The organism is Roseimicrobium gellanilyticum (assembly GCF_003315205.1).
GTDB classification, from domain to species: Bacteria; Verrucomicrobiota; Verrucomicrobiia; order Verrucomicrobiales; family Verrucomicrobiaceae; genus Roseimicrobium; species Roseimicrobium gellanilyticum.
This window is the reverse complement of sequence record NZ_QNRR01000005.1, coordinates 110,621-132,285: the sequence shown is the minus strand read 5'-3', so window position 1 is coordinate 132,285 and position 21,665 is coordinate 110,621. Positions and strand designations below refer to the sequence as shown.

General features: G+C 59.5%; 22 protein-coding genes. 10 read left to right on the top strand and 12 right to left on the bottom strand.

Translation table 11 applies throughout. The features are described from left to right. Nucleotides 1-133: 133 nt before the first annotated feature. The 8 genes from DES53_RS15415 to DES53_RS15380 form a co-directional block, all read right to left on the bottom strand. Nucleotides 134-784 carry an SGNH/GDSL hydrolase family protein gene (locus tag DES53_RS15415; protein WP_113959180.1) on the bottom strand — a complete coding sequence of 217 codons (651 nt, stop codon included), beginning with the start codon at nt 782-784 and terminating at the stop codon, nt 134-136. A gap of 147 nt (nt 785-931) precedes the next feature. Beyond that, nucleotides 932-1,384 carry a DUF5069 domain-containing protein gene (locus DES53_RS15410; protein ID WP_113959179.1) on the bottom strand — a complete coding sequence of 151 codons (453 nt, stop codon included), beginning with the start codon at nt 1,382-1,384 and terminating at the stop codon, nt 932-934. A gap of 42 nt (nt 1,385-1,426) precedes the next feature. Continuing rightward, nucleotides 1,427-1,897 (bottom strand): CYTH domain-containing protein, encoded by a 471-nt coding sequence (locus tag DES53_RS15405; protein WP_113959428.1) that lies wholly within the window; start codon nt 1,895-1,897, stop codon nt 1,427-1,429. Nucleotides 1,898-1,911: 14 nt separating this feature from the next. Then, nucleotides 1,912-2,298, bottom strand: a complete 387-nt coding sequence (locus tag DES53_RS15400; RefSeq protein WP_113959178.1) for a DUF488 domain-containing protein — start codon at nt 2,296-2,298, stop codon at nt 1,912-1,914. Between the two features lie 18 nt (nt 2,299-2,316). Then, nucleotides 2,317-2,637: a hypothetical protein gene (locus DES53_RS15395; protein ID WP_113959177.1), complete on the bottom strand. Its 321-nt coding sequence runs from the start codon at nt 2,635-2,637 to the stop codon at nt 2,317-2,319. Nucleotides 2,638-2,733: 96 nt separating this feature from the next. Continuing rightward, nucleotides 2,734-3,159, bottom strand: a complete 426-nt coding sequence (locus DES53_RS15390) for a hypothetical protein (RefSeq protein WP_113959176.1) — start codon at nt 3,157-3,159, stop codon at nt 2,734-2,736. Nucleotides 3,160-3,232: 73 nt separating this feature from the next. Next, the gene (locus DES53_RS15385; RefSeq protein WP_113959175.1) at nt 3,233-3,757 is read right to left on the bottom strand and encodes a hypothetical protein; all 525 of its coding nucleotides are present in this window, start codon (nt 3,755-3,757) and stop codon (nt 3,233-3,235) included. A gap of 25 nt (nt 3,758-3,782) precedes the next feature. Further along, nucleotides 3,783-4,631: a PIG-L deacetylase family protein gene (locus DES53_RS15380; RefSeq protein WP_113959427.1), complete on the bottom strand. Its 849-nt coding sequence runs from the start codon at nt 4,629-4,631 to the stop codon at nt 3,783-3,785. Nucleotides 4,632-5,042: 411 nt separating this feature from the next. On the opposite strand from DES53_RS15380, the gene DES53_RS15375 reads away from it, so the two are divergent. The 6 genes from DES53_RS15375 to DES53_RS15350 all read left to right on the top strand — a co-directional run bounded on the left by DES53_RS15375 (nt 5,043) and on the right by DES53_RS15350 (nt 10,380). After that, nucleotides 5,043-6,653: a PhoH family protein gene (locus DES53_RS15375; RefSeq protein WP_113959426.1), complete on the top strand. Its 1,611-nt coding sequence runs from the start codon at nt 5,043-5,045 to the stop codon at nt 6,651-6,653. Between the two features lie 224 nt (nt 6,654-6,877). Then, the gene (locus DES53_RS15370) at nt 6,878-7,237 is read left to right on the top strand and encodes an EF-hand domain-containing protein (RefSeq protein ID WP_113959174.1); all 360 of its coding nucleotides are present in this window, start codon (nt 6,878-6,880) and stop codon (nt 7,235-7,237) included. A gap of 292 nt (nt 7,238-7,529) precedes the next feature. Further along, nucleotides 7,530-7,802 (top strand): EF-hand domain-containing protein, encoded by a 273-nt coding sequence (locus DES53_RS15365; protein ID WP_170157148.1) that lies wholly within the window; start codon nt 7,530-7,532, stop codon nt 7,800-7,802. A 145-nt stretch (nt 7,803-7,947) separates the two neighbouring features. Continuing rightward, nucleotides 7,948-8,940 carry a D-2-hydroxyacid dehydrogenase gene (locus DES53_RS15360; RefSeq protein WP_113959173.1) on the top strand — a complete coding sequence of 331 codons (993 nt, stop codon included), beginning with the start codon at nt 7,948-7,950 and terminating at the stop codon, nt 8,938-8,940. 74 nt (nt 8,941-9,014) lie between these two features. After that, on the top strand, nt 9,015-9,458 hold the full coding sequence (locus DES53_RS15355; protein ID WP_113959172.1) for a pyridoxamine 5'-phosphate oxidase family protein: 444 nt from the start codon (nt 9,015-9,017) through the stop codon (nt 9,456-9,458). Between the two features lie 82 nt (nt 9,459-9,540). Further along, complete coding sequence (locus DES53_RS15350; RefSeq protein WP_211325562.1) at nt 9,541-10,380, top strand: hypothetical protein; 840 nt, start codon at nt 9,541-9,543, stop codon at nt 10,378-10,380. A gap of 317 nt (nt 10,381-10,697) precedes the next feature. Here the strand turns inward: DES53_RS15350 and DES53_RS15345 are convergent, their stop codons facing one another. The 3 genes from DES53_RS15345 to DES53_RS15335 form a co-directional block, all read right to left on the bottom strand. Further along, complete coding sequence (locus tag DES53_RS15345) at nt 10,698-10,922, bottom strand: hypothetical protein (RefSeq protein WP_113959171.1); 225 nt, start codon at nt 10,920-10,922, stop codon at nt 10,698-10,700. A gap of 96 nt (nt 10,923-11,018) precedes the next feature. Then, a complete protein-coding gene (locus tag DES53_RS15340) occupies nt 11,019-11,534 on the bottom strand; it encodes a hypothetical protein (protein ID WP_113959170.1) in 516 nt (171 codons plus the stop codon). A gap of 293 nt (nt 11,535-11,827) precedes the next feature. Continuing rightward, complete coding sequence (locus tag DES53_RS15335; RefSeq protein ID WP_170157147.1) at nt 11,828-14,242, bottom strand: protein kinase domain-containing protein; 2,415 nt, start codon at nt 14,240-14,242, stop codon at nt 11,828-11,830. Between the two features lie 239 nt (nt 14,243-14,481). Between DES53_RS15335 and DES53_RS15330 the strand changes: the two genes are divergently transcribed. Both DES53_RS15330 and DES53_RS15325 read left to right on the top strand, forming a co-directional pair. Then, entirely contained in the window at nt 14,482-15,909 is a 1,428-nt protein-coding gene (locus DES53_RS15330; RefSeq protein ID WP_113959168.1) for a Mur ligase family protein, read from the top strand. Further along, on the top strand, nt 15,906-17,078 hold the full coding sequence (locus DES53_RS15325; RefSeq protein WP_113959167.1) for a glycosyltransferase family protein: 1,173 nt from the start codon (nt 15,906-15,908) through the stop codon (nt 17,076-17,078). The genes DES53_RS15330 and DES53_RS15325 overlap by 4 nt, the downstream gene beginning before the upstream one ends. Nucleotides 17,079-17,400: 322 nt before the next feature. Here the strand turns inward: DES53_RS15325 and DES53_RS15320 are convergent, their stop codons facing one another. Continuing rightward, nucleotides 17,401-18,159 (bottom strand): DUF6065 family protein, encoded by a 759-nt coding sequence (locus DES53_RS15320; protein WP_113959166.1) that lies wholly within the window; start codon nt 18,157-18,159, stop codon nt 17,401-17,403. A 239-nt stretch (nt 18,160-18,398) separates the two neighbouring features. Between DES53_RS15320 and DES53_RS15315 the strand changes: the two genes are divergently transcribed. Both DES53_RS15315 and DES53_RS15310 read left to right on the top strand, forming a co-directional pair. Continuing rightward, nucleotides 18,399-20,045: a hypothetical protein gene (locus tag DES53_RS15315; protein WP_113959165.1), complete on the top strand. Its 1,647-nt coding sequence runs from the start codon at nt 18,399-18,401 to the stop codon at nt 20,043-20,045. Further along, the gene (locus tag DES53_RS15310) at nt 20,042-21,658 is read left to right on the top strand and encodes a hypothetical protein (RefSeq protein ID WP_113959164.1); all 1,617 of its coding nucleotides are present in this window, start codon (nt 20,042-20,044) and stop codon (nt 21,656-21,658) included. The genes DES53_RS15315 and DES53_RS15310 overlap by 4 nt, the downstream gene beginning before the upstream one ends. The last annotated feature ends 7 nt before the right edge of the window (nt 21,659-21,665 follow it).

The window sequence follows — 21,665 nt, the reverse complement described above, 5'->3', positions numbered from 1 at the left end:
TTTCTTGGTATGGATATACACGTCATGCCACAACTCAAAGTAGCTGTGGGTAAGGAGAGGGTGAGTGACGGTCAGACCGGAGGTCTAACGCCCACTGTCAGGCCAGAAGGCCTAACCTCCAATCTCCTCCTCGCTACTTCACCATCTCCATCAGTTTCGCGAGCATCACCTCCGCAATGGCCGCATTCCCTGACACATCAGGATGCACGCCATCCTTTGTTAGAGCGTTTGCAGGCACCACGCCGTACAAGGTCACAAACTCCGCGTTCATCTCCTTCGCCTGTTTCTCAAACGCCGCACCGAGTTCCACCAGCTTCCCATCTCGCTCATTCGCAATCGGTTTCGTGGGGCCAAGCGCGTTCTTGTTGATGTTCGGAGGTCCCACCAGAAGCACGGCCAGCTTCGCACCATAAGCCGTGCGCCCTTTCTCCACCATGCTCTTCACATTCGCCACGGCCTTGGGGACACACTTGTCCGTGATGTCGCGGGAATCATTCGTGCCCAGCGCAATCACCAGGATGTCTGCCTTCGGTTGACGCTGCAACATCGCCTCAAACTCCTTCACGGAATCCGTCGGCCTGCCGCCCTTGCCTTCATTGATCATCTCCAGCCTTCCCCTGGAGTCGCCTTGCACCGTAGTCACCCAGACCTTCGGTTTGTCCTCCTTCGGCATCGCACTTCCCTGCGTAATGGAGTCGCCAAAGACGACCACCTTCTTCGGCGCATCTGCGGCGAAGGTTGCATGCACAGCTACAAGCAGTGAGAAAGCGATGAGGAATTTCATTGGAGCGGATTATGCTTAAAGTACATCAGACAAGCCGGAGGCTCTCTATTCCGTACCAGGATGAAAAGCGCTCCTTCACATGTTGAGTGCTTTCCACACCATGGATTCATCGGCGCGCGGTTCCCGAAGGGTTTCATAGATCACCACTCACTTCCACGCATCCCGCCACTGATCCGAATACCAGCGGCCTTCATCCTTCTCAATGAGGTCGAAGTCCGTCACCAGCGTGCCGTCATCCGCAAAGCCATAGTCACGAATACATTCCGGGATGTAGCTGTCCGTTTCATCGTCACGCCAGCCGCGCTTGCTCATGAAGCTGTTGAAGAAAAGAATCTCCTCATCATTGAGCCGGCGTCCTGTGCTCTGGCACCACTCCAGCACTTCCCCATCCGACTTCCCGGCGAGCACCTGGGCCTTCACGTCTTCGTAGTTCACCTTCAGGTAACGGCAGGTGCGACCATCAAAGCCCGTACCGAGATACGCGTGATGCCCCTCCGGAAGCTTGCCTTCCGCGTGCAGGCGAATTTTTGAGCACATGCGCGGGAAATAGAAGAGCCCGCCCGTCTTTTCATAGCAGCCTTTGATGCCTTCAATCTTCATGGCAGGGGCATGCTAGGCATGGCATCGGCCCTTGTCGAGCAATCACGTGTCGGTCCACATTTTGTACGGTTTCTTGGATAGACTCGAATTGTAATAGCGAACATCGCCTGAGACCTCTTTGCCCGCCCAATCCGGCATCTCCACATGCGCGTCTTCGCTCTGCAATTCCACCTCCGCCATGATGAGACCTTCGTTGTCTCCATGGAAGACATCCACCTCCCACGTGTGACCGGCATACGGAATCTTGTGCCTCGTCTTCTCCACCAAAGGTCCCTCGCACAGATTCAGGAGTTCCTCTGCATCCTTCAGCGGGATCTCATACTCATACTCCGCGCGGCTCGTGCCACTCGTGCGGCCTTTGATGGTGAGATACGCCTTCGCACCCGCCACACGCACGCGCACGGTGCGCTCCTTGTCCTTGGCGAGGTAGCCCTGGCGATACAGCGTGCCCTCGGCGCCTTCGCGCCAGCCATCGCCCGTCACCAGAAATTTGCGTTCGATCTCCTGTCCCATGATTGAACCTCGCATCAATCCTCCAGCAATGCCTGAAGCAAATGCCGATGGCAGTGTTTTTCATCGGGCGCACAGGAACAGATGAGCGTGACGGTCTGGCCCTTCGCGAGCAACTTCAGCAATTTCAGCGTGTGCTTCTGACCGGAGTTCCTCATGTGCGCATTCTTCCCATCCTCATCACCATAACCCTTCGTCATTTCCTTCTTGTACTCTTTCGAGAAGGCAGCCCACGTGATCTGGTCGGCGAGAAAGGCACGCAGCAGCTTCTCACTGGGCGCGAGATTCGGCAGCCACGCATCGCATTCATCGCGACCGTGGCCACGTGGCCAGAAGCGGGTCACGTACAGGCGCACACCATCCTGCTTCGAAGGTTTCTCTTCGGCGGACTTCGTACGGATCATGGGAAGCTTGAAGTATGGTCAGGATTTCCGCTTGAGTCCGATCACCGTCAGTACCGCTCCACTCAGGAGCAGCCCGGCCACCATACCGCATATGGCACCGGCAATGAACCCACCAGGCCAGCCGCCTTTGAACAAACCAACAAGCGAACCGACAGCCACGAATGCGCCAATGGCGAGCGCCTGGTACAGATTGTCCTCCATCCGCACATTGGGCACACCACCAATCTTGTCCGCAAACACGTGGTAGCCCTCCTTGTTCTTGTCTCGAAGCGGCTCGGCGGCGGCGGACACCGGTGGTGGCACCTGCGAAGGAATGGGCGGTGGCTGGGCGTCACTCATGGCGCTTCAAGGTGCATGGAGTTCTCTTTCGAGCCTCACCGTAGCGAGAGCATTGTCAACCAACCGCGACCCTCCAGGACCAAGTTGCGACTTGCTTTACTTGTAGACACCCTTCTCAATCCTCTCCGCCACCTCTCCCACTTTATCCGTACCGAGGATGCAGCCGCTCATCACCTTGATTGCCGTCTTCGAGTTTTTGAACTTGGGCAGTGCTTGGGTAAAGGCCTTGTCATCGCTGAGTTTCAAGCCCAGCAACCCGTACAGCTGCCCTTCGACTGTGGCATTGGCCACCAGCTTCTGACAGGTCGCCACCGCATCAGGCTGTTTCAACACTTCGCGGAGCGCCAGCTCGGGACCCGACGTCGTGCCTGCGAAACCCACTCCGCCGATCGCGAAGGTACTGGTGCTCATCAAGGAGGTATAAGCCTCGTAGGCGGAGTAACCGCCACCCTTCGGTTCATCAGCCCGAATCACGAGTGGCCACAAGAGCGCCAGGACCAGAATCGAAAAGACCTTCTTCATGCTGTGTCGTTGGGACTGCATTCCATCTGCTTTCGTTCGAATGTCGGGCTTGGTGGCGCGCGAGCACTCCCTGCTACCTCCCCTTCCGCTTGCCCCGGAAATCAAACCAATGGTCCATGACCATGAAGAAACCGACCAGCACCATGCCATAAAAAATCGCGTAGCCACCTCCCTCGGACCGGGCATGCAAATAGGAGAAGATGGTCGTACCGGCCCCAATCAGAATCATTCCCACTCCCAACCACAAAAACGGTGTGGCCTTTGCTTGCTTCTGCTCCACCGCGATTTGCGCACGCGTGGCTTCTGGATTGGGAACTGTGAGAGTCCCCTGGCACTTGGGACACTTCACCGGATTGCCGCGATCGATCCAGCGCGACTTCACCATCTGCTTGCACGCGCCGCAGGGAAAGAGCAGCGGCTTCGTCGGCGCATCCCCCATGAGCTCCGCCAGCGGATACCAGAAATCCTGGTGCTCCAGCGTCACCAGCGCTGTGCCTGGGATGTTGCCATCCGCATACGCATTCTTCAACTTGGCAAACTCCATCTGCGCCGGCGCCTGCTGGCCGGGGATGCGGACGGTGTAGGTGAGTGAACTCATCGCAGCAGCCCTCTACGGCTGTAGATCACTGAAACTTCCGAATCCTCGTGCGCACATCTTCCTTCAGACGATCCACAAACCCCAGTGCAAACGCTTCCGGGTCCAGCTTGTCATCCAGGATCAACGGCGTGAGATCCATGGCGAATGTAAGAGAGTTCGTGTTGTCCGTGGTGTGCGAGTCAAAGTAGGTCGCATTCGCGCGACGCAGGCCTTCCTCGGCGAGATCGTAGCGTTTGCCCCCACTGATTTGCGAATCAAACACCGCGATCAGTGCACTGATGAGGTGGGGGAACTGGTCCACCCAGAGCATCACCTTGTCATCCGTGAGCAGCCAGTCGAGCTTGCGCCATACTTCGCAGCCGTAGACCTTCTGCGGGCGCGCTTCCTTGGGCAGGGAGCGCAGCGCTTCCAGACAGCGCAGGAATGTCGCCACGTGCGTATCATGACGGTCCGCCGGATTGTGCAGATACACAAACTGCGGCTGCGTCATCTTCAGGATGCTCAGGATGTCAGCGCTCACATCTTCACGACGCGTGTGCTTCACCTCATCACTGGGGTAGCCGAGCTGCACCATCACACTGTACTCACCTACGAAGGCCGCCTTGCGCTGCTCCTGCTTCCGCACTTCCTGCATGCCTTCATCCGTGTACTCCGCGTACGGACCTTTGCGCGGACTGCCGGATCCATTCGTCACTACGACACCGCCGAACCATTTGTCCTCACGACGGAAGCACTCAGTAATGCCGTGATAGGCCGCAATTTCCAGGTCATCCTGATGGCTCACAATGCCCAGGTGCGTCACACGGGCAAAGGCTTGGGCGGGGTCGCTTTGATCGGGAACGAAAAGGTCGGCTTTGGGATGACGAAAGAGCATGAGGAAGGCACTCAATGTGGCGGGGAACACAAGGCGGGCAAGCAAATGTCCCGAACCCAGCCGCGACTTCCATTGTGCGCTGCCTTACGGTTTCAACATGGCAGGTGAGCACTCAAGAAATTCAAGTGCTTCACATTTCCGTAATGCCCATGCCTGCTGGCATGCTTTACGCATGCAACGAACTTGTCACTCCCAAGAGCCTCATTTTTCAGAGATTCCGGATTTTTGTGCTTGCTATACCAGCCAGGGATGAAGAATACTTCGGGCAACTTAAAGAACTCGGATGCCCGTCTCATCCGCACTCCAAAAACCACCCGAGGACGCACGACGTCTCCCGATGGTGGAATACTCTCAGCACCAAGGCTGAAGCAGTTGATACCAACCCGCAACCAAACCCACACCCGCACCTCCATGCTCCATGAAGCCGCCTCTCCTGCCGATGTGTCCCTTTTCTCAGAAGAAGAAACCCGGCAGTGGAACGGAAATGGAAATGGGCACGGCCATTTCCCCGAGCACGCTCCCAATGGCAACGGTTCCACCAAAGTCGGATTGAGACGACGAAGAGGAACCCAGGGCCGCAACGGCACTGCCAAGCCCACGCAGGTGAAGACCTTCGTGCTGGATACGAATGTCCTGCTGCATGACCCCGCGTGTCTGCATCGCTTCGAGGAAAACGATGTGTGCATCCCCGTGGAAGTCCTCGGCGAACTGGATCGCTTCAAAGGCGAGCCCAGCGAGCGTGGTGCGAATGCACGTGAAGTGCACCGCACACTCTCGAAGTTCTTCGCGCAGCCGGAGATCAATGTGATGGAAGGTGTGCCCACCGCTGGTGGCGGACGCGTGCGCCTCATCGTGTTCGATACCGAGGAGGCGAAATGCTCCCTCGCGGTTCAGCGATTCCAGCGCATTTTCCACGACCTGGACAAACCAGATCACCGCATCCTCGCCTGTGCATTGTGGATGGCCGAGCGCACCGCAGGCCCTGTCATTCTGGTGACGAAGGATCTGAACATGCAGCTCAAGGCCCGCGCTACCGGCGTGGTGTGTGAAGACTATCTGCATGACAAGGTCGAGGCTCGTGATGCCACGCATCATGAGATTGCCCGCATCGAAGTCACGGCGCATGAACTCCAGCGCTTCGCCAGCAGCGGAACACTTGAGCTTCCACCGGCACGCACGGCCGGACTCGCGCTCAATGAATACGTGCTCCTCATGGCAGGTGAAAAACAATCCATGCCCGCGCGCTGGATCGGGCAAATGGGCTTCACCCGCCTGCTCGTGCCGGAAAGCATGCGCATCATGCAGGGACGCACCATCAAGCCCATGAACCTGGGCCAGGCCTGCTTTCTGGATGCGCTGATGAATCCGGACATCTCGCTGGTGACCTGCTTCGGCCAGGCAGGCACGGGCAAGACGCTCCTTGCCTGCGCCGCGGGTCTCTCGCAGGTACTGGGCAATGCCTACACCGGCATCACCGTGAGCCGCCCGATCGTGGCCATGGGCCAGGGCATCGGTTTCCTCCCCGGCAGTCTGCAGGAAAAGATGCGCCCCTGGCTCCAGCCGGTATACGACGCGCTCGACCTGCTCACCCGCCCCTCCGCGAATCCCACCTTCAGCAAGAAGAAGGCGGCGCGTCATGGCAACCCCAGCCCTGCTCCCATGTCCACGGTAGCCGGCGGTGCCTCCGCTCCCTACGACCCACTGATCCAGGCCGGCATGGTGGAGATTGAAGCGCTCTGCTACATCCGCGGACGCAGCATTCCGGATCGCTTCTTCATTCTGGATGAAGCTCAGCAGCTCACACCACTCGAGGCCAAGACGGTCGTCACCCGCATGAGCCGCGGTAGCAAGCTGGTGCTCATCGGCGACCCAGCCCAGATCGACAACCCGTATGTGGACAGCCGCAGCAACGGCCTCGTGTACACCCGCCAGCGACTGCGTGGCCAGCCCTTCGCGGCCCACGTTCCCCTCAGCAAGGGCGAACGCAGCCCGCTGGCAGAGGCGGGAGCGAGGTTGTTGTAGTCGCTGCCGCCAGGAGCATTCACCCTATCAAGCTGCCGAAGGCCCTGGACCGCCGTCCAGGGCCTTCGACTTTTTCGGATCATGAGGCCGCAGTCACCTCGCCTTCGAAGAGAATACACATTCCCGCGCAACCCTGAGCATTGTCGGAGGTTGAAGCACAACACGCCCCAATCGGCTTACCGGTGCGAGGCGCCTTATCAACCATAGCCAAACCATCCACGACGATGAAGATCATCCTGACCCTTGGAGCCATGCTCCTGAGCGCCACCCTCGCCCTCGCCGCTGAAGGCGACAAGCCCGGCAAGCCCCCTGGTGGCGGTGACCGCCCCCGCGGCAATCCCGAAGAATTCTTCAAGAAGCTCGACACCAACAGTGACGGCGCCATCAGCAAGGAAGAGTACCTGGCCTCTCCTCGCGCCAAGGAAAACGCGGAACGCGCTGAGAAGGGCTTCGCCGCCAAGGACAAGGACAAGGACGGCAAGCTCACGAAGGAAGAGTTTCTTGCCCGTCCTGAAGGTGGCCGCAAGCCCGGTGAAGGTGGCGACCGCCCCGGCAAGAAGCCGGAAGGCGACAAGAAGCCCTGATCCCCTGGGCTAAGAAGCAAATCAGTAGGGTCCGAGTCATACCCGCCCCTGCTCCGGCTGCGCCGGGGCAGGGGTTCTTTTTTCCCGGGGATCCTACGGTAAAGAATTCAGAAGATTCCGAAGCAAAAGGTCCCTGCCCAGTGCGATATAAAAAAATCCTGCAATGTCCTGCAAGACTCAGCGTTACCCCCGCCCGCGCTGAGCGTTTCGCGTGACGGTGCGTGACAATCCAAACTTAAAACATCATCAGAATCAGAATATGAAAATCACTGCAGTTCTTTTCGCGCTTATCATGAGCGCCTCCGTCTCTTTCGCCGCTGACGAGAAGAAGCCCGCCGAAGGCGCCAAGCCTGCTGAGGGTGCCAAGCCCAAGCCCGATCTGGCCGCCCAGTTCGCCAAGAAAGACGCGAATGGCGACGGCAAGGTGACCAAGGAAGAATTCCTCAAGGGTCAGAAGGACGCTGCCAAGGCTGAAACCGCCTTTGGCCGGAAGGACAAGGACAAGGACGGTTCCCTGACCAAGGAAGAATTCACCGCCGTTGGCAAGAAGAAGGAAGCCAAGTAAGCCTTCCTCCCCGACGACTGGCTTTCCTGTCATCAACCGCCGCGCCTGCCACAAGCAGGCGCGGCGTTTTGCTTTTTGTGTGACGTCCCGCAGGAAGATGCACCCACCTTGAGTCCGCCTTTCGATTTCGGGAGTATTCCCTGCAATGTCTCCTCCCGACCTGCCCGCCACGCTGAACGTTTTCACGGACATTCAAGTCGAGCCCGCGCTCTTGGAGCGGCTGCGCACCGGCATTGAACCTCATCGATTGCTCGTGCCCTCAGCGGGTGGCACCTCGGTGTTGGAGGATGCGCCAATTGATGCCCAGCTTGCGGAAGCGCACATCGCCCTCGGACAGCCTGCCGTGGCTGGGGTGCTGGGCTCCAAAAATCTCCGCTGGTTGCAAGTGAGCACGGCCAGCATCACACGGTATGATACTCCCGAATTCCGCAGTGGGGTGGGAGAGAAGCAGCTGGTCGTGACCAACAGCTCGCCGGTCTATGACCAGGCATGCGCGGAGCACTTACTCGCCTTCATGCTGGCACAGGCCCGCCAGCTCCCGCGTGCTTTGGCGACCGTGACACCGAGCGGCACCGACACCTGGTACCAGCTCCGCGCCAGCTGCCGCCTTCTGCGTGGGCAGACAGTGTTGATTGTGGGGTACGGTTCCATTGCAGAGAAGCTGGTCGGCATGCTCGCCCCCTTCGCGATGCGCGTGCGGGCCGTGCGCCGCGAGCCCCGCGGGACGGAGAGCGTGAATGTCCTCACCCCGGACCAAATCTATCCTGCACTGGCCACAGCCGATCATGTCATCAACATCCTGCCGGACAGCGAGAGCACTCGCGACTTCTTTTCCACCAAGGAATTCGCCGTCATGAAGCACGGCGCCACCTTCTACAACATCGGCCGTGGCACGACAGTGGACCAGAATGCCCTGGCGCAAGCGCTGCAGGAGGGACTGCTCAGTGCCGCCTGGCTCGATGTGACCGAGCCTGAGCCGCTGCCCGCAGACCATCCGCTTTTTGCCCTGGAAAACTGCCACATCACCCCGCACACCGGAGGCGGTCAGAAGGATGACATGCGCGACATGGTGGAGCATTTCCTCGAAAACTTCGCGCGCTTCCTGAAAGGTGATGAACTGCTGAGCCGGGTGATGTGAAGCAGGTCGCGGTGGGAGGAGTCATTCCCTGCAAAACGGTTGACCAACGACCGTTGACCTCTTGACTCCTCTCCATGCCCGCTCCTGTCCCCAAGCCCATCGATCCCGCGGAACTTCCCGCGCTCGCCGAAGCGACCATGCGCGCCGCGAAGTTTCCCATGCTCGCGAGCATGGATGGCGATCAGGCGCGTGTGCGCCCTGTATCTCCCGTCCGCACGGATGGATTCACGGTGTATGTCGCGAACCTCAAGAGCTACCACAAGACTGGAGAGATCGCCGTAAACCCGAAGGTCGAGCTGTGCTATCTCGATCCGGATCATAACCAGGTCCGCATCACGGGCCGCGCCGAAGTGGTGACCGACCGCATGCTCATCGATGACATCTGGCAGGAGAATGCACTGCTGAGGGTGTATCTTGGCTCACCAGACAATCCGGTGTTCATGCTCTATCGCATCGTACCGGACCAGGTGCGCTACATGCGCGAATGGGCACTGGAGTATCATGTGGTGCCGGTGTGAGGGATTTTGAGTTCTTGGTTCTTGGTGAAAGAGGGAACCGGCATCCGGCTTTGATCCCGGGCACATGCACATTTTCCGCGCCATGAGACTTCACACTCTGCTCAGCTTTGTCTGCCTCGGCCTGGCCTCTGTCTCCCAAGCACAAGAGAAACCCACCCTCACTCTTGCAAGGGAACAGAACTGGCTGGTCATCAAAGGCGCTCACCTGCCGAAGGGAGAGATTCGCATCAACTATCTGGAAGCCTACTGCCGTGCCGGCTCCACCGATGCGGACTGGATGAAGCACACCTACGTGGGCCACACCACGGAACACCTCTCCACCAGCGCGGATGGCAAGGACATGAAACTCCGATGCAAGGTGAAGGACGGGCTCGTGGTGGATCACGATATCAAGGCCGGTGATGACGAAATCACCTTTGACCTCACGGTGCACAACCCCACGGACAAAGTGAATGAAGCCCACTGGGCACAGCCTTGCGTGCGGCTCGGTGACTTCGCTGGCGCAGAGACGAGTGATCCGAAGTGCGTGGACATCAAGCTTTCCAACAGCTTCATCTTTCTCGACGGCAAACTGACACGCATGCCCACTCAACCATGGGCCACCAAGGCGCGCTACGTACCGGGCCAGGTGTGGTGCCCGAAGGATGTCCCCCGCACTGATGTGAATCCACGCCCGCTGAGTACGCTTGTGCCCAGCAATGGATTGATTGGCTGCTTCAGCCAGGATGGAAAATGGCTCTATGCCATGGCCTTCGAACCCTACCAGGAGCTTTTCCAAGGCGTCGCAAAATGCCTGCACAGTGACTTCCGCATCGGTGAAGTGAAGCCGGGGGAGACGAAGAAGATCCACGGCAAGATCTATCTCATGACCAATGATGTGAATGCGCTGGTGAAACGATATGAGAAGGACTTCCCGCGGTAAAGAGGTGAAACGCAAAGCAGCGAAGCAGCAAAAGGGGTTTTGGTTCCCACTGGACCACCATTTGCGACGGGGCCTGTTGATGGCTGCCTGCGTGCCACGACACTGTGATTCATCCAGGCACAACACTGTTCGCATCAGACTCCATCTCATATCCTCTTCGTTGCTTCGCTGCTTTGCGTTTCACCTTGGGAAAATCAAAAGCGCCAGCCGGTGAGGGCTGGCGCCTTGGGAGGGCCGGATGGAACGTTTTGTTTTTGGATCGTCCGGCGGGTTCCGTGAACTCCGCGTTCTTCTTCGCTTGTTAGCCAGTCTGCAACTTAGTTGGAGTAGCTGTGCGGAGGAGCGACTGCGGAGAAGCTTTCAGGCGCGCTGTACACATTCGTGTTGTAGCTGCCGCTCACACCAGCGGGCTTGTAGGAGGGCTCCACATAACGCGTGCGGGTGTGGTAGTGGTGCACATGCGCGGGGGGCGGATCGCTCGCGCAGCTGGCAAGGGCAAGGGCGGAAAGAGCAAGGCTCAGGGAGGTGACAATGCGTTTCATGGCAAATGATGACGATGGGTTATGACAAACTTGAAGTTTCTTGAGACCCAAACCCCGCCACCGGAGTGACGGGGCTTTGGTACATCTTTCGAGGCATTAGTTGGCCGAGACAGCCGTCTCAACGATGGGATTCTGGCTGCCGCTGGTGAGCGTCGTTCCGCTGATGCCACCCTTGGCAGCGCCGCGACGACCGACAAGCACGTAGTAGCTGGCGAGACCGTTGGCGCGGGCCATGTTCAGGTACACCATCGCGGTGCCGTTGTAGCTGGCGCGGAATTGCACACCGGCAAGACGGGTGCTGCGGCGGTCGTCGAGAATCAGGTTGCCCACTTCATCATAGACATACACATCCACGTCGAGAGCGCTCTGGTCTGCACCGGCCAGGAACACATAGTCAAGGCCCTTGGTCACGGGAATGAGGAAGCGGATGGCCTGCCCACCGCCGAGCACACCAGAGTGGTCGGTCGGAGCCATGGAGAAGCCCTTGGCGACGTAGCTGGTGGCCATGCGGTAAGCGACGTCTTCCGCTTCGCGGGGGTCAGCCTTGAGGGCTGTGGTGGAGGCGATCATGAGAGCGCCGGTGATGATGAGGTTTTTGATGCTGATTTTCATGGTCTTTGACTTTTGAATTGTAGAAGGTTGCACTGGCAAAATGAGATTTGGTTTTGCCATATTCATGTAGCGCCCCAAAACGACGTGACAGGTTTTTTGAATTTTTTTGGAGGCGTTCACGTCTATGCGCGGTTCGCGAACATACCTGATTCAAATCGCAGCAGGAATACGGCCACCGACCGTTTTTCACAAACACTTCCGTCACGCGGCGGCCATGACGGATCTGTGGAGAATATGATGCGGATTGCGTCTGCGATGTTTACACAGACAATGGCAAAACAAAACCAGCCAGCCTATCGCTTGCCCTTGAATACTTCCTTCAGGTCTCGTCCACCGAGGATGTTGCGCTCGATGAATTTGCGAGCCGCAGTCTTTTCGCTCTCAGGGGTGCGATCGTCGCCTGAGCGTCTGCTGCTCCCACCACCACTGCGCTGAGGTGGAGACCAGTCGGGCTTGTCCGGCTGGTTTGCCAGTTCGAGAGCGGAGATGGTCGGGCCATCGAGCTGACCAGTGGGTTGCAGTGCGTTTGCGGTTTGGAACTTCTGAATGGCCTTGTGCGTGCCGGGCCCGACTTTGCCGTCCGCGCCAATCCCAAGACCTTGTTGTGCCTTGTACAGCAGATAACGTCGCCCGGCCTCCGAGTAACCTGCATACGTGGAGCTGGAGAAGATTTCGTCCAGCTGCCAATGCCCATCTGAGGGGTCTCCCACGGTCGGCTGAACCCCAGGAGGACCAGCCATGTTTGGACCGACAGGCGCCCCTCCCTCCGTTGGCGTGCTGGCATTGGGGGCAGGCGCAGAAGGCGAAGCGGAGGGCTCTACTTGCCCCCCTGCAGAAGCGGAAGCCATGGCGGCGGCATTTGGCGCAGGCGCCGGAGGAGTATCCGCCACGTCGAGCTGTGGCTGTGGCTGTGGCGGGACCTGAGGTTGCGGGGGCGCAGGTGCGGGGGGATTGCTTCCGGCCGAACTGGAGGGACTTGCACTGCTCTCAGGCGGCGGACCGTCCGAGGAGGAAGGCATGGGAGGTGTCTGCGGGGGCGTGTTCGCCGCTACCACAGGCGTCGGGGCAGGAGGTGGAGGCGGCTCAGGCTTCTCAAACTTCAAGGTCTTCGGCACATCAATGTTCCGGACGACCTGCACCACCGAGTGCTTGGTCTCGCCATCGTGCTCCATGGACACCTCATAGGTGCCCACGGGCAGGCGCAAGACGCGCGGTGTCACGCCAATTTCCTGCGGTTGCTTGTCATTCGTGGTGGATTTCACCACAAATTCCACGCCATCAGGATCGCTGGAAACCGTCAGGCTTCCTGTGCTGCGCTCCAAGCTCACGGTGCCGATGTCCACGGGTTTCCCCGGGGAGACACGGAATGCCACCGTGCGGGGTTCAAACCCGTCCTTGGTGACCGTGGCCCGGTAGTCGTCAGGCTTCAGCCCTTGGATCGTGGCAGGAGACTTCACCGTGTACCCGTTCATGGTGACCGTCGCGCCGGGAGGTTCTGTCTCCACGGCCCACTCACCTGGGCGGTTCAGCCACCACCAGATGCCGCCAGCACCCAGACCAGCGAGCAACAGCACAATGGCACAGGTGATGAGAATCCACCGCGCCAGGGGAGATACGGGTGCCTTTTCCCGCTTCTCAGTCGGCGGAGACTGCACCTCAATCGGACGAAGTCCCACCGAGTTGGTCTTCACCTGCAGCGAGGGTTTCGTGTCATTGCGGAGGGAGACTCCCAACATCTGGGCCAGATCCCCGGCGGTCTGTGGCCTGCGGGCCGGATCTTTGTCGAGGCACGCGGCAATCGCATCTTCCCACTCCCTGGGAATATCGTCGGCGGCCGAAATCTGCAATTCTTCGCGACGATCCTTCAGCCGGGGAGCGATCTTGCCGGTGATCTGCGTGGTGATGTCCCCACGATAGAAAGGCGGCTTCCCGGTGAGCAGCTCAAACAAGGTCGCGCCCACCGCATAGATGTCATCCGTGGGACGCGGGAGATCTCCCATGGCCTGCTGCGGGCTCATGTAGAGCAGGGTGCCGCTGGTGCCCGTATGCTGCTGCATCCGGCTCAGGCGGCTCATGGTATCAGAGAGGCTGCAGGAGATGCCGAAGTCGGTAATCTTCACCTGCGAGTCCGAGTTCACCATGAGGTTCGCCGGCTTCAAATCGCGGTGCACAATCCGCTTCTGCAAGTGCGCGTAGTCCAGGGCATCACACATCTGCCCCACCAGGGGACCAATCTGATCGACCGTGAAGATGTGATGCGGGAGGGAGATGCGACGCTCGGAGAGGCTCTTGCCATCCACAAACTCCATGCTGATGGCGGCCGCCCCCTCGTCGTCATCGATGAAGTCGTAAATGCGGACAATGTTCGGATGCGCGAGATCGAGACCGCGGCGGGTTTCTTCCTTCAGCTCTTTGAGGGCCATGGGGTCGAGGCCCACGGCATCCGGCAAAAATTTCAGGGCCACTGCGCGCTCCAGCTTGGTGTCCACGGCGAGCCACACCACGCCCATGCCACCACGGCCCAGTACCCGTTGCAACCGGTAGCGACCAAACGTCAGGGTGCCCGCGCCGGGCATGCGCACCGTCTGCTGGAGATCCAGATCCGTCTCCAAGATGCTGCTGCTCGCGCTGGCAGAAGGCTCCTCAGCCTGCGACGACTGCCGCGGCAGAGTAGGACCGATGTTCAGCGTGTCATCCAAGGGGTTCATGGCGGGTCTACCGCATTCCGAATCTTCGAGCCCCTCAGCATACGGGATGCTGCTCATCTGTCACGCAGAAAGGCGCTCAGGTTCACACTGGAAAACCTGCTGGCGAGAGAAGCGTACCACCCGCAAGAACTGTTCAACAGCATCTGCATACAAATGAAGCTCCTTGATCGTCCGCTGATAGGCCCGTTATAGCTGTGGACTCCGGCGCCAAAGGCTCCAGCATCCCCCGACTCTTCTCTATGCCTGATCTTCCTGAACGAATCCACTTTCTGGGGATTCATGGGCGCATGGTCGGCGGTCTCGCTCTGGCTCTCAAGGAGCTGGGCGTGAAGGTTTCAGGCACAGATCCCGTCGGATTCCCTCCCATGCCGGGCATTCTGGAAAGGGCTGGAATCAAGGTCACACCTCACGGCCAGAATGGGCGGCTCCCCTCCCATGTGAACGCCGTGGTGACCGGCTCCATGGTGAATCGGGGGGAGCCTCTTCTGGAATCCGCCCTCAAGCGCGGGCTCCCCGTTTGGAATGCGGCAGCTTTCCTCCAGCACCACTTCCTGCGGGCGACGGACAACCTCGTCGTCGCAGGCACCAAGGGCAAGACCAGCACGACCGCAATGCTCCTGTGGATCCTCCTGGCCGCGGGAAAGCCCCCGTCTTTCCTCCTCGGAGGCGGCATACGAGGCCGTGAACAGCGGGTCTCGCTCTCCCGTTCCAAGGTTTTTGTGCTGGAAGGTGACGAGTACCCATGTGGACTGGGCGATCCCCTGCCCAAGTTCCTGCGCTACCATCCCCGCCACCTGGGACTGACCACCCTGCAGCAGGACCATCTCGAGGTGTATCCCACTCCAGACGCGTATCGGCAGGCCTTTGTGCACCTGGTCCATCAGGTGCCGGGGAATGGAAGCATCACCATCAACACAGACGATCCCGGAGTCGCCACCCTGGCTGGTCTGACGCCGACTCCCATCACGTCCGTGGGCTTCGCCAAGGGTGCGGACATCCGGATCGAAGAATTTCACGAAACCGCTTCCGGCATCACGTTTCGGCTGGGTACGGTTCCATTTGCCCTGTCCCTCCCCGGAAAAATGAACGCGCGCAATGCCGCCCTGGCGACTGTGATGGCGCAGCATGCCGGAGTCACTCCGAAGAAAGCTGCACAGGCGCTGCGGACCTTTCCCGGCGTGGAAGGCCGCCTTGACTTGGTGGCCCAAGGAATGCGCTCCCGCATCTACACGGACGAGGCGTATCATCCCCTGGCACTCCGGGCAACCCTGGACGCCCTGCGCAGCCGCCACCCCTCACGCCGGATCGTCCTGCTCTTCGAACCGAGGTACACAGGGGGTGCTCGCGGCCCCTGGATTCAAGCACTTCCGGGGAGCGTGGCGGCCAGCGCAAACCTGGTCATCGCGAGCCCCCCCGTGGAGTTGCACTCCTACGCCCGGCCTTTCTCCACCACGGGCTTTTGCCGTCGGCTGAGAACCCTGGGGGTGCAAGCTGTCGCAGCCCCGAGTCTGCCGGCCATGGAAGCGTCCATCCGTCGCTGGTGCCAGCCTGGTGACGTGGTGGTCATTTCCTTCTCGATGATTCGCCAGGACGAAACGGCCCACCTCACTCGTGTTCTGCGAGAGGTGCTGGAGATCCGGGACGAGCACGGCACGTTGCCCACATGAAACTCCTGCTCACCAATGACGAGCTTCATGAAGTGCGCGGTGGCACGCAGGTGTTCATCAGCGATCTGGCCATAGCCCTTCAGGAACGCGGCCATACGGTGGCGGTCTACGCCTGGCTGCGCGGGTCCGTGAGCGCCGCGCTGGAGGCTCAAGGTGTCGCCGTGCTGGAGTCTCCCCAAGCCTGTGCGTTCGTGCCGGAGGTGATTCATGGCCAGCATCACCTCGCCACCATGACGGCGCTCTGCGCCTTTCCCTCTGCTCCCGCCATCTACCACTGCCACGGCTACGGCCCCTGGCAGGAGCGGCCTCCCCGGCATCCCCGCATCGCCAGATATGTGGGCATGGCGGAAGCAATGAGGCACTGGCTCGCCGTGGAAGCAGGAAGGCCTCAAGAAGACATCTGCATCCTGCCCAACTCGGTGCACCTGGGCAGATTTCGCAACGTCCGACAGCTCTGTCAGAGGCCCCGCCGTGCCCTGCTGTATGGGAACGCGTTCATCCCCGCACATCATGTGAGCCGGATCCAGCAGGCCTGTGAGCGCGCAGGCACTCACCTGGACAAACTGGGCGCACCTTTCGGGAACGCCATTACCGCTCCCGAAGACGTGCTTCCCGAGTACGATCTGGTATTTGCCATTGGTCGCTCCGCACTGGAAGCGATGGCATGTGGTTGCGCCGTGATGCCGTGCAGCGTGCGTGGCTGTGGGCCTATCATCAATCCAGAATCACTCGAGGCATGGGGTCGCAGGAACTTCACCGTTCCCGGAGACATCTTTCCCATGGAGGTGAAGCGCGTGGAGAAAGAGATTCGGAGCTTTGATCCTGGCAAAGCCAGCGAGGTGACACGACGCGTGAGAGCACGGTACAGCTTCGATGGAACCTGCACGCAACTTGAGGCACTCTACACAGAAGTCCTCGCCACCTGGACCACTGCCCCGCCACCGGACGCCCTTGCCGAAAACAGAGCCATCAGCAGTTATCTCGCGACCTTGGGTCCATTGATCAAAGGTGCCGAGGGACGTGTGAAACAACTCCGTGAACAGGCGCAAACGTCCCGCGGAAGGGTGGCAAAACTCAAACTGCGTTTGCAGGAGGAACAACGACGTTGGAAGCAACTGACCCAACGCATGCCTTCCTTTCTGAAGCGCTGGTGGCTCCGCGAACCCTGAGGCGAATTCCCCTGGCTGCGCAGTTCATTTTCAGAAAATGACAGTCCCGTTGTGCATGCACACAACGGGACTGCCGGGAGTCTAAAGTCTTTAGCGGATCACCAATTTACGGCACCGGAGGTGGCGGAATCGGCGGAGGGGGGGGCGGAGGTACAGTGGACATGTGTGTTCAATGTTGGGGTTAAGTGCGCCGTTCGTACCACAAGAGGCCCATTCCTCTTGCAGCCAGCTTGGCGGGGATTTTTGCTTCCAGACCCGTCTCGCGCAACCCATTTTGTAAAGGTTTGTTGCAAAACGCCCAGTGCCAGGGTGGAGAGCGTCCTCAGTCTGGAAATTTTGACAGGCGGAAGTTTGTTCGATGCACCTCAGTCTCATTGCCTTGCGTGTCGACGCCTTGGAAGTAGTCCTTTTGCCAGCCACCGCGCTTTTGCACCTCCGAATTCATGAATTCGCTCCGGCTTTTCCGCCACTCACAAAACCGCTTTTCAATTTCCGGATCATTCTTCACCGGCATACGGTGCGCTTCGAGCTTCTCCGGCAGGTCCATGTCAAAGGGCTGGATGAAACAGACAGGAGTGGCCGGATCAAAACGCACCTCGCGCCCCGGCTCCAGAATCTTCCAATTCATCGTGAAGGTGGAGGAACTCCAGTCCGTCTCCACCAGGCCTTCGAGCGGATGGAAATTCACCAGCGGCCAATTCGGCGCGCCACGAACGAGCAGTCCGACTCCGGGAGGCGTGCGGAACAAGAAGGGAAGCCGGAAAGTGATGATGCCGCAGCCAAAGTGCGAAAGGATTGAGGCAGAGGCCTTCTCCCGAGTCTCCTCGGGAAAGTCCAACGTGATCCCACTGGAGTCGACTTCTCCATTCCACACTGCGGTGAAGCCGAACGCACAGTGGACAAACCATCCGGCTTGGTTTGCCATGCTGAGCGGCAGGCAGCGATAGGCACCACGCCCGGGCGTATCATCCATCAGCTGGCGCTGGTACGAGGCCGGAGTGATGGTCCAGCCAGCCATTTCCGCACCGACTTCATATGCGGTGATTCTGGGGCGCAACGTGTCCTGGTTCTCAATAGACATAAAAATGCGGGAGAGGTGATACCGCACCCAACAACTTCCTGATGCCTGTGCAAGTCAAGGGTCGCAAAGGCGAAGCGGGATTTTGTCCCCCGATGAGCTGATTCCTGAGTTTCTTGCTGACAGGCGGATTTTGTGCAAAGCGAGGCAGATTCCAGACTCCATTCCATCATGGAACCTCCCTCCCATTCGCCCCAACCGTTCCTGCTCCGCCTGGCGAGGCACTCAAGTCTTGTGCTGTCATGATGGCATTCACCGGCACCAGTGGTGGCAGCCTTGATTGCCCGACCGTGGAGAAGCACGCTGTCCCCCGCTGGCTGGTATGGGCAAGCCTGAGTTACCTGACACTGCCGGTGTTGCTGTTCCTCTCCGGCTGGCTGCAGCCGCTCTGGGCGTGCCTCGGCACCATCTCTGCCTTTGCCATGGTGGCGACACTCGGATATGGGCACAAGGTCTGCCGGATGCCGTCAGGATGGCGCTGGTGGCATGGCGCACTCCTGGTGGTGACCATCGCTTTGGTGGTGTCCACCCAGGGCGCCGGCGGGTTCGGCATCCAGAACTGGGATTGGGCCAAACACCTCGCCATTCTCCGGGATCTCATGGATCATCCGTGGCCCGTGATGTATCACACCACGAAGGATACAGTGTCGCTGACCTACTACGTGGCATACTACCTGCCTGCGGCCCTGGTGGGCCATGCGTTTGGGTGGACCGCTGCCAACACCACTCTCTGGCTGTGGACCATCGCCGGATGCGCCCTGGCGTGTTTCTGGCTCGTGGCGCTTTCAGGGGCGCGCTGGTGGATTGTCCTGCTGGTGCTGTTGCTCTTCTCCGGTGGCGATCTGATCGGCGCCATGGTGTCGCCTGGCGCTCTGAACGCCCGTCCGTGGCAGGGGAATTTTGACATGGAATGGTGGTCCAAGCGCTGGGTGTTTCCCGCCAACCTCACCCTCATCGCCTATGTGCCTCATCAAGCAATCGCGGGATGGCTGCTCACAGCGCTCTTGATTCACGGTTTGCACAAGGATGCGGAAGCCTATCACGCCGCGGGTCTGATGGTGCTCAGCATGCTTTGGTCACCTTTCATCACCATTGGTCTGGCTCTGGTCTATGCCGGATGGCTTGTCTGGCATCGCAACCTTTGGCGGGCATGGCTGGCGGCCCAATGCACCTGGCGGAATGGACCCACACTTTTCCTGGGATTGATTCTGGTGCTCTACTTCGCCTCGAAGTTCACACCTTACGAATTGCCTTCTGAGTTCTACCCGTCGCGGAAGATCACTGCCAAGGGGGACTTCTACTTCGCGCTAAGCCACGGTTCCAGGGACGAGTTCGCGGTGCTGTACCTCCTCACGCTGCTGCTGGAGTTTGGCCTACTGGCATTTCTTCTTTTCAAAACACTGCCTGACAGGCACCGGACCGACGTGGCCCTTCTGGCAAGCGCAAGTGCGTGTCTCCTGCTGCTGCCCTGGGTTCACTACGGGCACTTCAATGATCTGGTCATGCGGGTGTGCATTCCAGCGCTCTTCGTGCTGCAGGTGCTGGTGCTCCACGTCTTGAGCGCTCCGAGGGCGGCAATAAAAAGTCCCGCCTCCGCCTGGGCCAGACCTGCCTTGATCGGGTTGCTCATCATTGGCGCCCTCAACCCCGTCAACATGTTGCGCGTCACCGGCCAGCGTCTGGCGCAACGACAGTGGCACCTGTATTACCTTTCGGATTACAAGCTGCACCCCGATCTCTTCCAGCAACAACTTGATGGAAAAAAGCAGTTTTATTTGATCGGGCAATACATGGGCGCCTCTGACTCGTTCTTTTTCCGCCATCTGGCCAGGAGCGCCCCTCCATGGTCGGGAACCGCCATAGGAAAAAAATCAAAGCCCGCCCCATGATCCACGGCGCAGAGAACACTTCCCCTTCCTCTCCCGGCCACAGGAAGCCGTGGCTGGGCGGTCGCATCTCCGTGTGGAATCTCGCCCTGCTGCTGCTGGCCCTGGTGTCAGCCACCCTCTTTGTCGTGCGCTGCCTGCGCTTTGAAGGTCTCTGGTATGACGAGTCTGTCCAATACTGGATCTCCAGAGGCATCGACGCGTTCTCTCCTCCCTTTCAGAAACCCGGGAATGTGGCGGACGTGATGCACCACAATGCGCGCGGCAACCTGGATCCGGGTGGCTACAGCATCCTGCTGCATTTCTGGCTCATGATGTCTCGCACCTTGGAATGGCAGCGCCTGCTTCCGCTGCTGTTCTTTGCACTCGGGTCCGGATGTCTGGCATGGCTCGGCTGGCGGTGGAGGCGCAGTTTCAAGTTTGCCCTCCTAGCGGGACTGGTGCCGGCAGTTTATCCCGTGCTACGCGACCATGCCAATGAAGCACGAGCATACAGCATGGAGCTCGCCGCCATTGTCATCGCGTGTCTGACGCTGGACGTCGTGCTCACACATAGGCGGCGGAATGCCCTGCTCATCGGCGGACTGGTGATCGGCCTCTTCTTCTGGTCGAGATACAGTTTCGTCCTTGTAGCGATGGCCGTGACCGGTGCGTTCGCGACGTATTGCCTGCTGGAGAAAAAAACGCTCAGCGCGCGATTGGCGCCCATCGCGTGGTTCGTCCTCCCCATGGTGGTGCTGGGTGTGCTGGTGCTCTGGCTTGGCTTCTACCCACAATACCGTGACCGCATCTCCTGGGAGAACGGTGCTCTGGTGCGGTATCTGGATGTGTTCAAGGCATCACATGCCACGACTGAAAAGGTGATGACCAACCTGTTTCATCCCATCGCCTGGCCTCTTACTGTCATTCCCCTGCTGGTGCTCTCACGCAAGATCTGGCGCCGACGGGGCCAGCGTGCCCCACTTGGAAGCGAGCAACCACTGGCACCGCAGTACCTGGTGGCTCTTTTCACCATCATCATCACGGCGGCCGTTTGGAAATGGCATCCCTGGGCCGTGGCCATGAAGTGGGGCAACTACCTGCAGGCTCTTTCCGCGGTCACTCTCGTACGCGTTGCCGCTGATTTGCTGGCGCTGGTTGAGCGCAAGGACACCTCCCGTGTGCGTTTCGCACGTTTCGAACCCCTGGCTCTCACCTGCGCCATCACCGTGGCCTGCGTGCTGATGATCAGGCACGATCGGAAACCGTGGACTCATGTGCCCGAACTCATCCGTTTTCTCGACAAGCTGAATCCCAAGCGTGAGGAGGTCAGTGTCATCCCCAACTACTACCCCACCCTGCGGTACTACTATGAAGATGGACCGGCACGGGGGAGCAAAGACTTTCCGCGCATCTATCGCCTGCCCTACTGGGGTGCCAATACTCCGCTCATCTGGAAGAGAACCAGGTATCTCGTCAGCGATCTGCCACTGCAGACAACCCAGAGCCACTACCTGGAAACGACCATCCTCTCCAAGGAAGGATTGCCCAAGAACTTGTACCTCGTGGAAAAGCCTACCGCGCCCGATTCCAGTAGTGCCGCACCACCGCCATCGCCATCGACACCAGAACGCTGACTCGTGG